Origin of the sequence: Rhizobium sp. AN73 (genome assembly GCF_030757975.1) — a bacterium.
GTDB classification, from domain to species: domain Bacteria; phylum Pseudomonadota; class Alphaproteobacteria; order Rhizobiales; family Rhizobiaceae; genus Agrobacterium; species Agrobacterium arsenijevicii.
This window is the reverse complement of record NZ_JARWME010000002.1, coordinates 2,401,700-2,414,662: the sequence shown is the minus strand read 5'-3', so window position 1 is coordinate 2,414,662 and position 12,963 is coordinate 2,401,700. Positions and strand designations below refer to the sequence as shown.

Below are 12,963 nucleotides of genomic sequence, written 5' to 3'. Positions count from 1 at the left end.
CCTCAAAAGAGATTGACCTTCCCGGAGCGCGATCTGGCCTCAGGAATTATGCAAATAGGCGGCTGCTCTCGCAGCCAGCCGGTCCCGGCATGGGCATCATCCTCGGCAATGAAAGAACTGCTGCACCATTGTTCCCAAGAACCGGAATCGGTTCTGGTCCAGAACAATGTAAAAATTCAAAGCTTTGGAATGTTTCCGCCATACCCGAAGGCAAATGGCGGCGCTCTATTAGGCGATATCCCGGATCAGGAGAATAACATCTCGCGCCAAGTTTTGCGTCTTTATTGTTATGTTTCGAGACAAAATCCGATAAATGCCGACATATTCTCCAATTTTATTTTGGATTCTGGAAATATTGATGCTGGAAATATGCCCTATCCGGCGGAATGATGCGCATGTTTCTTGCGAATATCCGTGGGCGTTGCCCCGAACCAGCGGGAAACGGAGCGCGAAAACGCACCCGGCGTCGAATAGCCGAGCCTGTAACTGATGTCCGAGACCGGCAGATCGCTTTCCACGAGAAGCTTGAAGCCGGCATTTTTGCGAATGGCGTCTTTTATCTCGTTGAGATTGGTTCCAAGCTCGGCAAGCCGCCGTTGAAAACTGCGTTCCGAAAGGTTGAAATAAGGAGCGATCTCGCCCAGCGAAAGCTCCGCATCCGACAGCCGCATCTGCATGTACCGCTTCACCTGATCGATGAAATGCGTGGCGTCCGCCGATGTTTCCGGCCGCAGCATCCGGCACTGCAAATTCATCAACTCGAACAGCCGCTCATCCGCATTTGGATTGACCGCATCTAGAAGCGATGCCGGAAGGCGCATGGTGTGGATAGGTTGGGAAAAGCTGACGCGCTTGGTCATTCTTTCTTTAAATAGCTGAATATTATTGGGTTTCTGTCGCTCCAGACCGATTTCGATCAGGTTCACCCGCTCGCCCAGAATATCGCGAAGGCGCTGGACCAGAACTGCCAGCGATAAATCCACATATTGATCGCGTTTGACGATGACAGGCGCAAACGACCATGACAGGGTTACGTGTGTGTCATCCGTGACCATGGTGAAATTGCTGTTGTTGGTCGCGTAATAAACGTGGTCCTGCAGAAAACGCAGGAAAGCCCGCACTGTCGGCGCGCTGATCAGGCCATATCCGAATGCGCCGGATGCGCCGGCGGGAAAAGTGGAAGCGCATTGCAGGCCAAAGGCATCGTCGCCGGACATCAAAGCACAGGTCTCGAGCAGACGGCACAATCTGTCGAGGCTGATGCGCTCCGTAAGGCTGTCGAATGTGGCTGGATCTATATCGAGAGCCTTGCAGATAGGGGCGATATCGATGCCCCGCGACCGTGCATAATTAGCGACGCCGGCGGCCAGACCAGCCACCACTGTTATCTCGTCGCTGACCCTCTTTTCAGGCATCCCTCGCCTTGGCGTACCATGTATGGAAATTGTCGCCTGATGGTAAGCGTTGTAAAACCGTTTGTCGAGCAGTTCAGGTTGTGGAGTTTAAATGCGGCCAAGGCAGGCACTTTGCTCCAGCACCTGCATGATGGTTTTGCCCGCATCTTCCATGGCGCCGCTATTGTCCACGGTCGTCACGTCGAAATCTCCGACGACGGTGAGTGAGCTGCGTTCCAGCCGTCGGAGAATATCCTCCCGGCTTTCTCGCCCGCGTTGCTCCAGCCGCTTGGCCAGTACATCCGGCCGTGCAACGATGTTCACGACCTTGAGGCGGGCAAAGGCGGTGCCGAATTGTGGCAGGGCTGAGCGGGAGCCGTTGGCGATAACCACGTCCCCCGCATTGAGATGGCGATAGACGGCGGCAGGAATGCCGTATTTCAACCCATGCGCCTGCCAGGAGACGGCAAAAGCGCCTTCGTCTTCCAGCCGTTCGAACTCGTGCATGGAAACCGCGTCGTGATTTTCGCCGCCCGCATCACCGCTGCGGGTAATGACCCGGCGGGTGAAGTGGAAGCCGGGCCGCCCGGACAATTGCGTCGCCGCATAATCCATCAGCGTGTCCTTGCCGGCCCCGCTCGGGCCGACAATCACGATCATGGTTCCGGGTGATACGCCGTCACGCCGATTATCCTGTCCTTCGCCGGTCATGCGACACGTTTGCCCTGACGCCAGACGGCACGGGCAACCGGCACGCCATCTTCGCGGTGAACCCTGACGAGGTCGGCCCGCAATCCTGCCGCTATGCGACCGCGATCAACAAGGCCCACCGTTCGTGCCGGCGTGGCGCTGACCATGCGGAGCGCTTCCGGCAGGGTAATGGCTTCCACCTGGTCGGCCAGCAGGAACGGCGCGTAAAGCAGGCTGAACGGCACATAGTCGGACGAGAGAACATCCAGCACACCAAGCTCGGCAAGGTCACGGGCGGCAATGTTGCCGGAATGGGACTTGCCGCGAACGATGTTCGGCGCACCCATCAGAACGCTCATGCCGGCGCTGTGCGAGGCTTTTGCGGCCTCGACGCTGGTGGGGAACTCCGCCAGTTTTACGCCATGGCCGATTGCTTCGCCCACATGCGCTTCGGTGGCGTCATCATGGCTTGCAACGGTTATGCCGCGCTCGGCGCAGCGGGCGGCAAGGTAATCCCGGTGTTTTGCGGAAAATTCCGCCGATGCCGTCTGCCGACGTCTGACGAACTCGGCGAAAGCCTCGTCGCTCAGTCCGCGCTTCTTCTGATAATAGAAGATATATTGATCCATCGACTGGAACTGACGCTGCCCCGGGGAGTGATCCATCAGGGAAATCAGCCGCACGCGGGGATCGGTCTCAAAATCTTCGAAATGTTCCAGAACATCTGATGAGGCAACTTCACAGCGCAGGTGCAGCATGTGGTCTGCGCGCAGGCGGTTCTGATCGGCTGCAGCCTCGATGGCATCCGCCATTTCCCGCATTTCGCCCTTCTTGAAACCACCGTCTTCGTCAGAGCCGAGCCGCAGGCAGTCGAACACCGTGGTGATGCCGGACGATGCAACCTGTGCGTCGTGGGCTTGAATGGCCGCGATCTTGTCCCAGAGCACGCCGGGGCGTGGCGAATAATGCTGTTCCAGATGGTCGGTGTGCAGCTCCACCAGACCGGGAATGAGGAAATCGCCTTCGAGATCTTCTCCGGTTTTGGAGGCGCCTTCGCTGATATCGGCGATCTTGCCGTCACGGATCAGAACGGAGCCCAGAATAATATCGTCTTCCAGAACGATACGGGCATTGGAAAGGGCGTGCTCGGTCATGGGTCAGCATCTTTCTTTGGCTGCTGGCCAAGCGGGTGCCAGCGATGAACGGTGAAGGGTTCGCCGCGCGTTTCTTCAATGAACAAAGCGAGGCCGGAAATGGTGAGAGGCCGGTCGACAAATTCGGAAAAGCGGGCGGAAAGCACATTTTGGATTGCAGGCGCGTCGTTTTCGTCAATGCGGCCGGTCAGCGTCATATGAAAGCGGAAGTCATCCATGACGTGCGGATAACCCCAGAGCGACAGATTTTGCCGCTGGCTTTCCGTCAGGTTCTGCGGCCGACGCCGGGCAATGTCGGTTTCGGACAGGGGCGCGCGAAACCGGTCGAAATGATCGACGATCTCGGCGGCGAAATCCTGCAGCGGTTGGTAGGTCCGGTCCGGAACAAGTGCGAAAAACGGCCCGAGCGCGCCGACGACGACACGCGGAATATCAAAGGCGGACTGGCTGGCCGCAAACTGTTCGACGGCGGCGACAAGCTCGGCTTCGCTGTATTTTTCGGCAAGCTCGAAGGGCGCCTTCAGCGTCGCATGAAAACCGTAACGGCGGGGCTCTTCCGTCATTTCCGCATAGGCGTCATGGTCATCGTGTTGGGCGCCGGAAAACGCGTTGCGTCCGAGCCAGCGCGATGCCGCTTCGGTCAACGGATGATCTTTAGCCGGAGAAAAATAGATGGCGTAGCGCACGGCAAGCACTCTTCGGTGTCATGGAAAACCTGGATGAAAAGCTATTTGGCGTGACTCGCCTGCTTCCCGCAAGGTCAGGAGTGCGAGGTAATGGCTTTCCGTGACAGAATGATGATGCTGGAGGAAAAAAGCGCTCGAAACGCCGCGCGACTCTCGAATGTGCTGAAGGCGCAGATTGCACATTGAGTGGACGGATGGGGCTTTGCAAAAAAAAGCTCCGGTTTTGCGCCGGTGCCAGGGAGCGGGATGGCGAAAACCATGGTGGTTTTCGCATGAAACCCCGCTCCGGTTTTATGACCTAGTGCTGTGTTTTCCCGATCAGGCGCGAGCGCAGGGAGTTCGAGATATGATCGAACAGGAAAACCACGAACAGGATGAGCAGAACCATATAAGCAACCTTGTCCCAGTCGGCATTGGTGCCCATCGCTTCCAGCAGTTTCAGGCCGATGCCGCCGGCGCCGACCGCACCGATGATCGTGGCGGAACGGGTGTTGCTTTCCCAGAAATAGAGCGACTGGGAAATGAACACCGGCAGGACCTGTGGAAGCACGCCGAAGCGATTGACGGCAATCGGAGAAGCGCCAACCGATTTGACGCCCTCTCGCTGCTTGTCGTCCACATTCTCCAGCGCCTCTGCATAGACCTTGCCGAGCGCGCCGGTATCGGTGAAGAAGATTGCGGCGATGCCGGGGATCGGTCCGGGGCCGAAGCTGCGGGTGAAGAACAGCGCCCAGATCAGCATGTCGATCGACCGAAGGAAGTCGAACAGGCGCTTCATGCCCCAGTTGGCAGCCCTGTTGGCGGTGATATTGCGTGCGGCGAGAAAGGCGAGCGGCAGGGCGACGAGTGTACCGAACAGCGTGCCGACAAAGGCCATCACCAGCGTCTGCATCAGCTTGGAAAGAATATCGGCGTGCTGCCAGACGCTATTGTCGAGGAAATCATCGACCATGTGGCTGATATTGGAGCGCTGGGGATCGAGCCTTTCCCCCCACAGCGCCAGTGCGGCCAGATCGCCATAACCCTTGCCCCAGAATTCCGACTTGGTGTCGAACAGGAAATTCGCCCATCCGAGGAACCGCCGCTGTACATAGACCTGGCTGGTGCGGATTTCCGCCTGACCGGCAAAACCGTAATGCACGAGAACCTTGTTGCCGTCCTGCCTGATTTCTTCCGGCAGGACCTCAGGCGCCAGTGCCGTGTCGCCGTTGATGATGACGGGATAGTTCTTGCCGTCGACGTAGACGTCCACGCGGGTCGTCGTCACGTCGAGGCGGTTTTCGGTGCCCGCATAAACCACGCTGTAACCGCCATCCGGCAAAGGCTGCAGCCAGTCGATCGGCGCATCGACAGGATATTGTCTGCGGCTCGACCATTGCGGCGCGACCTTGCCGTCTTCGAAACGCAGGCGCGGCTGGGCGCGCCAGGAATACCAGTCCTGAATATAGCTTGAAGCGCGATCCCATCGGCCCTGCATGAAAGCGGGGCCGACATTGAAGAAGAAAAAGCAGGCGGTGAGATAGACGAGGACGGCGACAATACCGGTCAGGAAACCGTATCGTTGCATGAAGCCGCGATTGAAAATTGCGGGATGTGCAGCAGTCAGTCTCTCACGATCGGCGGTGTTAAGAATGAAAGTGGACGACATCAGGCCGCTCCCCGTCCGAATTCGAAGGATTGATGACCGATCAACCTGCGGCGCAGCCAGCTGGAAAACTGGTCGACGGCGATGATGGTGATCAGCAGCAGGATGATGATGGCATAGGTCTTGGAGGCGTGGTCGTTACCGATCGAGAGGCGGAAGACCTCCCCGATACCGCCGCCGCCGACGGCGCCGATGATGGTCGAGGCGCGCACGTTAATTTCGGCACGCAGCAATGCGTAGGAAACGAAATTGGGCAGAACCTGTGGCACAATGGCGAAGCGCACCCGCTCCAGCCAGTTGGCACCGGCGGCGCGCAGGCCTTCATCCGCCTTCATGTCGGCATTTTCCACGACTTCGAAGAACAGCTTGCCCAAAGCCCCGATCGTGTGGACGGAAATCGCGATGATTGCCGCAATCGGCCCGATCGATAAGATGGCGGTCAGCAATCCGGCGACGACGATTTCCGGAAAGGCGCGCAGGATTTCCATTATCCGGCGTACCACCCAGCGCACGAGACCGGCGCCAATGAGATTGGTGGAGGCGAAGAAGCAGAGCACAAAGGCGAAAGTCGTGCCGATGATCGTCGAGACCAGCGCGATGTTGAGCGTGATGATCAGCTGATAGATGAAATGCGGTATATAGAAGCCATTGGTGATGTAGACGCGATCCGCGACATAATTGTATTTCAGCGAACCGTTGGCATAGGGCGACGGCAGGTCGAACATCGCCCGGAAGACCTCGAGCGGACTATCCGGCACGAAGGTTTTCATGAAGTCGAAAAAATACGGCAGGCGCTCGAAGAACTTGCCGGAATTGGCCTCATTGGCGAAATTCAATGAAGCGGCAAGGACGATGAGGAAGATCACGAGCGAAATAACGGTATAAATCCGCCGTGTCTTAAGCTGCTGTTGATAATGACGCATGACCGTTCGGGACGATGCGCTCAATCCCTCGGGCGTGAGGGTACCATGGTGCAGGGGGGTCGCCATGCCGCTTTCCTTTATTGGCAAAAAGCGGCGGTGCCGCTAGGCACCGCCGCTTCCGGATATGATCTGAGGATCAGCCGCCGATAACGGACTTACGGGCGTCGACGATCGTCTGGTAGAAGGACGGATCGACCTTGATGTAAGCGGTGTTCTTGCCCTGGGTGAAGCCCTGGAAGCAAGCGAGGTCCTTCTTCGGCAGTTCCATGAAGAAGTCTTCAACCTTCTTCTTCATGCTGTCGCCGATCTTGTTGGCAACGAGAAGCGGACCGTTCGGGATCAGCGGGGACTTCCAGACCTGAACGATATCGTCCATGTCGAGGTTACCCTTCTTGACCATCTGGTAGAGGTTGCCGGCAGAGTAGCCTTCTTCCCACTTGCCGACGCCAGAACCGAACGTCGTGCCGACGTCGAACTTCTTGTCGAGAACGGCGAGAACGAGGTTCTCATGGCCGCCGCCGAAGCCGGTTTCAGAGAAGTATTCCTTGACCGGAACGCCGGTTTCCTTCGGGATCGCCACGTTCGGGATGAGGAAGCCTGAGGTGGAGTCAGGATCGGCAAAGCCGATCTTCTTGCCCTTGGCGTCTGCGAGCGTCTTGATGCCGCTGTCCTTGCGGGCAACCATGATCGTGTAGTAGCCGGTCGAACCGTCAGCGCCGACGGTGGTCAGGACCGGGTCTACGGCCTTGGGATCGGCAAGAGCGATCTTGGCGTAGGAGGAAGCGCCCATGGAGGCGATGTCGATGGTGCCGCCGAGCAGACCCTGGATGACGCCGTTATAGTCCGGCGACGGGAAAACCTGAACTTCGGAAACGCCGGTCGCGGCCTTCAGGCCATCGGCAACGCACTTCGTGTTGCGGATCTGGTCGGCTTCGTTTTCGGAACCGTCGAGACCGATACGCAGGACCTTGACGTCCTGAGCCATGGCGGAACCGGCCAGAACGCCAAGGGCGACTGCCGAAAGAAGGATTTTCTTCAACATGGACTTTCTCCTGTTTCCCGGCGAGCCGGAGTTTGTTGTGAAGTATCGGCCCTTGACGCGGGCGCAAACGATGCTGAGCGGTTCCTCAGAGCCCGGCCAGAGCGAGCGGTTCGGGACCGGCAGATTGCTGTACCGGACGCGCGGAAAGCTGCGCTCCGGGAATGTTTATGCTGGTCGAGGTCATGGTCTCGTCGATGCCGGCACCGTGCGAATCCGTGCCGTAAATCTCCGTCACGGCTGCGGCCGTCAGTTCGGCGGGCGTTCCGTCGAAAACGACGCGGCCATGCGACATGCCGATGATGCGCTCGCAATAATTGCGCGCCGTATCCAGCGTGTGTAGATTGGTGATGACGGTGATGCCTTCACGCTCGTTGATGTCGCGCAGGGCGTCCATCACGATCTTGGCGTTCAGCGGGTCGAGGGAGGCGATAGGCTCGTCGGCCAGAACCATCTTCGGAGACTGCATCAACGCCCGGGCGATGGCGACGCGCTGCTGCTGGCCGCCGGAAAGCGTGCCCGCCGCCTGCATGGCCACATGCTCGATGCCGAGCCGCTCGAGGGCGGCAATCGCCATCAGGCGCTCGTCATTGGTAAAGATGTTGAAGAGGCTGAGCGCCGTCGAACGGTGGTTCAGGCGGCCGAGCATGACATTGGTGAGCACGTCGAGGCGCGGCACCAGATTGAACTGCTGGAAGATCATGGCGCAGTCGCGCTGCCAGTTGCGCAGGGCGGCACCCTTCAGCGACGAGACTTCCGTGTCGTTGAAATGGATGGAGCCCGAGGAAGGATCGACGAGGCGATTGATCATACGCAGCAGCGTCGATTTTCCCGCGCCAGAACGTCCGATCACGCCAACCATCTGGCCTTGCGGAATTTCCACATTCACGGAATCGACCGCAGTGTGGTTGCCAAAACGGCGCGTGACTTGCTTCAGGTGAAAGCTCATTTCCCCGTCCAATCTTCTTCTGATGGGGTTCGACCTAGCAGTGGTCCGTGAAGTACCGATGTCAGTTTGATGAAGAAAATATTACAGAACTCACAGACGTAGGATCCCTGTGTTCGCCGACAAACCTTCTGGCAATCAAGCCAATGGGTTGAAACTCGCCCGGTGCCTCACAAACACAGTTATGCGGACCCCGGAGCATGGCCCCGGGATCTGCAATTTCTTCGGTGCGGGGTCGATTTTACCCGGCGTATTTCGCCACGAAATCCTCGGCGGCAAGGGTCCGGAAATCATCCAGCGCAACGCGCAACGTTGCATGGTCCCAGTCCCACCATTTGAGATCGTCCATGCGCTGGCCGAGTTCCGCCGGAAAACGTTCCCGGATCAGCCGAGCAGGAACGCCGCCGACGATGGTATAGGGCGCGACGTCTTTCGAGACGACCGCGCCGGCCCCGATCACAGCGCCGTTTCCAACCGTCACGCCGGGCAGGATGGTTGCGCCATGGCCGATCCACACATCGTGGCCGATCACCACACGCTTGGCGCGGCGGGCGGCGAAGAAGTCCGTTTCATCCTCGGCATCGTCCCAGTAGCTGCGGGCGCGATAGGTGAAATGGTGCAAGGTGGCGCGCGACATCGGATGATTGGTCGCATTGATGCGGACAGAGGCTGCGATGTTGACAAATTTGCCGATGCTGGCGCACCAGATCGCACCGTCCTGCATGACGTATGAATAATCGCCCATCTCGACTTCCTCGATGCGGCAGCGCTCCGAAATTTCGGTATAGCGGCCGATTGAGGAATTGGTGACGCGGGCGGTTTCGTGGATGACGGGTTCGAGACCGACCTTGACACTCATGCCGCTGCCTTCCGGGGTGAAAATTTCGAAACGTCCAGAATGCGGTCGGCCACGGCTTCCCGCACTTCCTCGTCATGGAAAATGCCGAGCAGTGCGGTGCCCTTCGCTTTTTTCTCGACGATCATGTCGACGACCACACGCCGGTTGACGGCGTCCAGCGAAGCGGTTGGTTCGTCGAGAAGCAGGATTGCATGGTCGGTGATGAAGCCGCGGGCAATGTTCACGCGCTGCTGTTCGCCACCGGAAAAGGTGGCGGGTGGAAGCGACCACAATTCCCGCGGCAGGTTGAGTTTCGAAAGCAGAACGGCTGCCTGCTCGCGAGCCTCTTCCACCGCAACCTTGCGCGCGAAAAGCGGTTCGGCAACGACGTCGATGGCCGGAACACGCGGCACGGTGCGAAGAAACTGGCTGACATAACCAATGGTGCGGTGGCGAATATCGAGAATGGTGCGTGGCGAAGCGCTGCCCATATCGATGACCTGATCCTCGTGGCGGATAAGGATCTGTCCGCTGTCGATGGCATAATTGCCATAGAGCATTTTCAGGATCGAGCTTTTGCCGATGCCGGACGGGCCGCCGAGTACGACACATTCGCCGCCGGAAACGGAAAAACTGACATCGCGGACAACCGGCAGTTCAATGCCGTCGCGAAGATGCATGGTGAAGCTTTTGAAGACTTCCGAAACGATAAGAGGCGTCGGCATGGCGTCAAACCTGCAAAATGGAGGAAACAAGCAATTGCGTGTATGGCTCGCGCGGGTCGTCCAGCACCCGGTCGGTCAGGCCGTGCTCGATGACGTCGCCGCCCTTCATCACCATCATGCGGTGAGAAAGCAGTCGCGCTACCGCGAGATCATGGGTGACGACGATGACGGCGAGACCGAGATCGTTGACGAGACCGCGCACCAGATCGAGCAGACGCGCCTGTACTGAGACATCGAGACCGCCGGTTGGTTCGTCCATGAAGACGAGACGCGGCGAGGTCACCAGGTTGCGGGCGATCTGCAGACGCTGGCGCATGCCGCCGGAAAAGGCGCGCGGCTGGTCGTCAATGCGGTCGGTGCCGATTTCCACCCGTTCCAGCCATTCGCTGGCCGATTGCCGGATGTTGCCGTAATGCCGGTTACCAACAGCCATCAGCCGCTCGCCGACATTGGCGCCGGCAGAAACCGCCATGCGCAGCCCGTCCGCCGGGTTCTGGTGCACAAAACCCCAGTCGGTCCGCATCAGGAAACGCCGTTCGGCCTCGCCCATGTGGTATAGGTCACGCACCGAGCCGTCGCGCATGCGATATTCCACGCTGCCCGCCGTTGGCATCAGCCGGGTGGAAATGCAGTTCAGAAGCGTGGTTTTGCCGGAGCCTGATTCACCGACGATCGCCAGAACCTCACCCGGATAAAGCTCGAAGGAGACGTTGCGGCAACCGGCCCGGTCGCCGTAATATTTGGAAACGTCCCTGACTTTCAGAAGTGGTGTGTCGCTCATTCTGCGGCCTCCTTCACATCCGCCAGCAGATGGCCCTTGTGGCCATGGGCGCGGCGGTCCTCGCAATGGTCGGTATCGGAGCAGACGAACATCCGCCCGCCTTTGTCATCTAGCACAACCTCATCCAGATAGACGTTCTCCCCTCCGCACAGCGCGCAGGGCTTGTCGAAGCTCTGGATTTCAAAGGGATGGTCCTCGAAATCGAGGCTCACGACGTCCGTATAGGGCGGCACGGCGTAGATGCGCTTTTCGCGACCGGCCCCGAACAGCTGCAGGGCATCCGACAGATGCATTTTCGGATTGTCGAATTTCGGTGTCGGCGAAGGGTCCATCACATAACGTCCGGCAACCTTCACCGGATAGGCATAGGTGGTGGAGATGCGGCCATTGCGGGCGATGTCCTCATAAAGCTTGACGTGCATCAGGCCGTATTCCTCAAGCGCGTGCATGACACGCGTCTCGGTCTCGCGCGGCTCGAGGAAACGTAACGGTTCGGGAATGGGAACCTGATAGACGAGGACCTGTCCCGAATGCAGCTCTTCTTCGGGAATGCGGTGCCGCGTCTGGATGATGGTAGCATCCTTGGTGCGGGTGGTAACGGCGACATCAGCCACCTTCTGGAAAAAGGCGCGGATGGACACGGCGTTGGTGGTGTCGTCGGCGCCCTGATCGATCACCTTCAGCACGTCGTCTGGACCGAGAATGGAGGCCGTCACCTGCACGCCGCCGGTACCCCAGCCATAGGGCATGGGCATTTCGCGGGAAGCGAAGGGAACCTGGTAACCGGGAATGGCAATCGCCTTCAGAATAGCCCGGCGGATCATCCGCTTGGTCTGTTCGTCCAGATAGGCGAAGTTGTAGGCAGCCAGCCCGTCGTCGAATGAAACTTCTTTAAGCATTGCGCGTTAACCTTGCGAAAAAAGGAGTACAAGCTCATGGAGATTGGAATTCTTGCAGCCGTGTTCTTTGCCGCATTTGCAGCATTGACCGTCTTTTGCGCCTATTGGTTCGGCGAGCAGCACAGTCGCTGAACTATTCGGCGGCATCGTTCATCCATTCCCCGGGATTGGTATTGGCAGCATCGAAATCGGCGCGCATCTTGCGGACCAAGCCTAGTTCGGCCTGAAAATCCACGTAATGCGGCAATTTCAGATGCTCGACGAAACCGGTCGCCTGCACGTTGTCGGCGTGTGAGATGACAAATTCCTCGTCCTGCGCGGGGGCAACCACATCCTCACCGAATTCACCGGCACGGAGCGCGCGGTCGACGAGCGACATGGCCATCGCCTTGCGCTCGCTCTGGCCGAACACCAGACCGTAACCGCGGGTGAATTGCGGCGGCGCCTTGGCCGAACCCTTGAACTGGTTGACCATCTGGCACTCGGTGACCTTGATATCGCCAAGCGAAACGGAAAAGCCGAGTTCCGGCACCTCCAGTTCGACCTCTACTTCGCCGATGCGGATTTCACCGACGAAGGGATGCGTGCGGCCGTAACCGCGCTGTGTGGAATAGGCGAGCGCCAGAAGAAAGCCTTCGTCGCCGCGTGCCAACGATTGCAAGCGCAGGTCGCGCGCCATCGGAAACTCTATCGGCTCCCGCGTCAGATCGCCGGCAATATGGTCGTCCGGCATGTCGCCATCGTTTTCGATCAGGCCCTCTTCGGCCAGAATGTCGGATACGCGCATGACATATTCCGGCTCCCCTTCCCGCAGGGAGGGGATCTCGACAGCCCCGTCCTCGAGAAGCGAGGGGTCTAGCAGACGGTGGGTATAGTCAAATGTCGGCCCCAGCAATTGCCCGCCGGGTAAGTCCTTGTAGGTGGCGGAAACGCGGCGCTGCACGGTCATGTCAGCCGTATCCACGGGAACCGAATAACCGAAGCGCGGCAGGGTCGTGCGGTAAGCACGCAGCAGGAATATGGCTTCGATCATGTCGCCGCGGGACTGCTTGACGGCAAGAGCGGCAAGCGACTGGTCGTAAAGCGAAGCCTCGGCCATGACGCGGTCGACGGCGAGCGAAAGCTGCGAAACGATCTGCGCGACCGTCATCGCGGGCAGGTCGCGGTCTCCGCGCCGCTTGTCGGCCAGAAGCCGGTGTGCGTTGGCGATGGCGGTTTCCCCGCCTTTGACAGCAACATACAT

14 protein-coding genes are annotated in these 12,963 nt (G+C 58.9%); 1 reads left to right on the top strand and 13 read right to left on the bottom strand.

Annotated elements, in window-relative coordinates:
• Positions 1-12: 12 nt before the first annotated feature.
• Entirely contained in the window at positions 13-390 is a 378-nt protein-coding gene (locus tag RBH10_RS21850) for a hypothetical protein (protein WP_281037918.1), read from the top strand.
• On the opposite strand, the gene RBH10_RS21845 is transcribed toward RBH10_RS21850, so the two are convergent.
• The 13 genes from RBH10_RS21845 to RBH10_RS21785 form a co-directional block, all read right to left on the bottom strand.
• Entirely contained in the window at positions 375-1,415 is a 1,041-nt protein-coding gene (locus RBH10_RS21845) for an AraC family transcriptional regulator (RefSeq protein WP_281037919.1), read from the bottom strand. The two genes, RBH10_RS21850 and RBH10_RS21845, sit on opposite strands and share 16 nt — an antisense overlap.
• An 87-nt stretch (positions 1,416-1,502) precedes the next feature.
• Positions 1,503-2,105: a phosphonate metabolism protein/1,5-bisphosphokinase (PRPP-forming) PhnN gene (phnN, locus tag RBH10_RS21840; protein ID WP_281037920.1), complete on the bottom strand. Its 603-nt coding sequence runs from the start codon at positions 2,103-2,105 to the stop codon at positions 1,503-1,505.
• Complete coding sequence (locus RBH10_RS21835) at positions 2,102-3,238, bottom strand: alpha-D-ribose 1-methylphosphonate 5-triphosphate diphosphatase (protein WP_281037921.1); 1,137 nt, start codon at positions 3,236-3,238, stop codon at positions 2,102-2,104. The genes phnN and RBH10_RS21835 overlap by 4 nt, the downstream gene beginning before the upstream one ends.
• A complete protein-coding gene (locus RBH10_RS21830) occupies positions 3,235-3,933 on the bottom strand; it encodes a DUF1045 domain-containing protein (protein WP_281037922.1) in 699 nt (232 codons plus the stop codon). Before RBH10_RS21830 ends, RBH10_RS21835 begins: the two co-directional genes overlap by 4 nt.
• A 289-nt stretch (positions 3,934-4,222) precedes the next feature.
• Positions 4,223-5,572 carry a phosphonate ABC transporter, permease protein PhnE gene (gene phnE, locus RBH10_RS21825; RefSeq protein WP_281037923.1) on the bottom strand — a complete coding sequence of 450 codons (1,350 nt, stop codon included), beginning with the start codon at positions 5,570-5,572 and terminating at the stop codon, positions 4,223-4,225.
• The gene (gene phnE / locus RBH10_RS21820) at positions 5,572-6,558 is read right to left on the bottom strand and encodes a phosphonate ABC transporter, permease protein PhnE (RefSeq protein ID WP_281037924.1); all 987 of its coding nucleotides are present in this window, start codon (positions 6,556-6,558) and stop codon (positions 5,572-5,574) included. Before phnE (RBH10_RS21820) ends, phnE (RBH10_RS21825) begins: the two co-directional genes overlap by 1 nt.
• Before the next feature lie 70 nt (positions 6,559-6,628).
• Positions 6,629-7,534: a phosphonate ABC transporter substrate-binding protein gene (phnD, locus tag RBH10_RS21815; RefSeq protein ID WP_045015385.1), complete on the bottom strand. Its 906-nt coding sequence runs from the start codon at positions 7,532-7,534 to the stop codon at positions 6,629-6,631.
• Positions 7,535-7,619: 85 nt separating this feature from the next.
• Positions 7,620-8,480 carry a phosphonate ABC transporter ATP-binding protein gene (phnC, locus tag RBH10_RS21810; RefSeq protein ID WP_281037925.1) on the bottom strand — a complete coding sequence of 287 codons (861 nt, stop codon included), beginning with the start codon at positions 8,478-8,480 and terminating at the stop codon, positions 7,620-7,622.
• A 238-nt stretch (positions 8,481-8,718) separates the two neighbouring features.
• Positions 8,719-9,336 carry a DapH/DapD/GlmU-related protein gene (locus RBH10_RS21805; protein ID WP_281037926.1) on the bottom strand — a complete coding sequence of 206 codons (618 nt, stop codon included), beginning with the start codon at positions 9,334-9,336 and terminating at the stop codon, positions 8,719-8,721.
• Positions 9,333-10,040: a phosphonate C-P lyase system protein PhnL gene (gene phnL / locus RBH10_RS21800; RefSeq protein ID WP_281037927.1), complete on the bottom strand. Its 708-nt coding sequence runs from the start codon at positions 10,038-10,040 to the stop codon at positions 9,333-9,335. The genes RBH10_RS21805 and phnL overlap by 4 nt, the downstream gene beginning before the upstream one ends.
• Positions 10,041-10,044: 4 nt before the next feature.
• Positions 10,045-10,821 (bottom strand): phosphonate C-P lyase system protein PhnK, encoded by a 777-nt coding sequence (gene phnK, locus RBH10_RS21795; RefSeq protein ID WP_281037928.1) that lies wholly within the window; start codon positions 10,819-10,821, stop codon positions 10,045-10,047.
• Positions 10,818-11,720, bottom strand: coding sequence for an alpha-D-ribose 1-methylphosphonate 5-phosphate C-P-lyase PhnJ (locus RBH10_RS21790; protein WP_045015380.1), 903 nt, complete (start codon positions 11,718-11,720; stop codon positions 10,818-10,820). Before RBH10_RS21790 ends, phnK begins: the two co-directional genes overlap by 4 nt.
• A 133-nt stretch (positions 11,721-11,853) precedes the next feature.
• A complete protein-coding gene (locus tag RBH10_RS21785) occupies positions 11,854-12,963 on the bottom strand; it encodes a carbon-phosphorus lyase complex subunit PhnI (protein WP_281037929.1) in 1,110 nt (369 codons plus the stop codon).

What these genes read in the sequence shown, in the direction of transcription:
- RBH10_RS21845 (WP_281037919.1), bottom strand. Translation starts at nt 1,415, where the DNA reads ATGCCTGAAAAGAGGGTCAGCGACGAGATAACAGTGGTGGCTGGTCTG.
- phnN (WP_281037920.1), bottom strand. Translation starts at nt 2,105, where the DNA reads ATGACCGGCGAAGGACAGGATAATCGGCGTGACGGCGTATCACCCGGA.
- RBH10_RS21835 (WP_281037921.1), bottom strand. Translation starts at nt 3,238, where the DNA reads ATGACCGAGCACGCCCTTTCCAATGCCCGTATCGTTCTGGAAGACGAT.
- phnE (WP_281037923.1), bottom strand. Translation starts at nt 5,572, where the DNA reads ATGTCGTCCACTTTCATTCTTAACACCGCCGATCGTGAGAGACTGACT.
- phnE (WP_281037924.1), bottom strand. Translation starts at nt 6,558, where the DNA reads ATGGCGACCCCCCTGCACCATGGTACCCTCACGCCCGAGGGATTGAGC.
- phnD (WP_045015385.1), bottom strand. Translation starts at nt 7,534, where the DNA reads ATGTTGAAGAAAATCCTTCTTTCGGCAGTCGCCCTTGGCGTTCTGGCC.
- phnC (WP_281037925.1), bottom strand. Translation starts at nt 8,480, where the DNA reads ATGAGCTTTCACCTGAAGCAAGTCACGCGCCGTTTTGGCAACCACACT.
- RBH10_RS21805 (WP_281037926.1), bottom strand. Translation starts at nt 9,336, where the DNA reads ATGAGTGTCAAGGTCGGTCTCGAACCCGTCATCCACGAAACCGCCCGC.
- phnL (WP_281037927.1), bottom strand. Translation starts at nt 10,040, where the DNA reads ATGCCGACGCCTCTTATCGTTTCGGAAGTCTTCAAAAGCTTCACCATG.
- phnK (WP_281037928.1), bottom strand. Translation starts at nt 10,821, where the DNA reads ATGAGCGACACACCACTTCTGAAAGTCAGGGACGTTTCCAAATATTAC.
- RBH10_RS21790 (WP_045015380.1), bottom strand. Translation starts at nt 11,720, where the DNA reads ATGCTTAAAGAAGTTTCATTCGACGACGGGCTGGCTGCCTACAACTTC.
- RBH10_RS21785 (WP_281037929.1), bottom strand. Translation starts at nt 12,963, where the DNA reads ATGTATGTTGCTGTCAAAGGCGGGGAAACCGCCATCGCCAACGCACAC.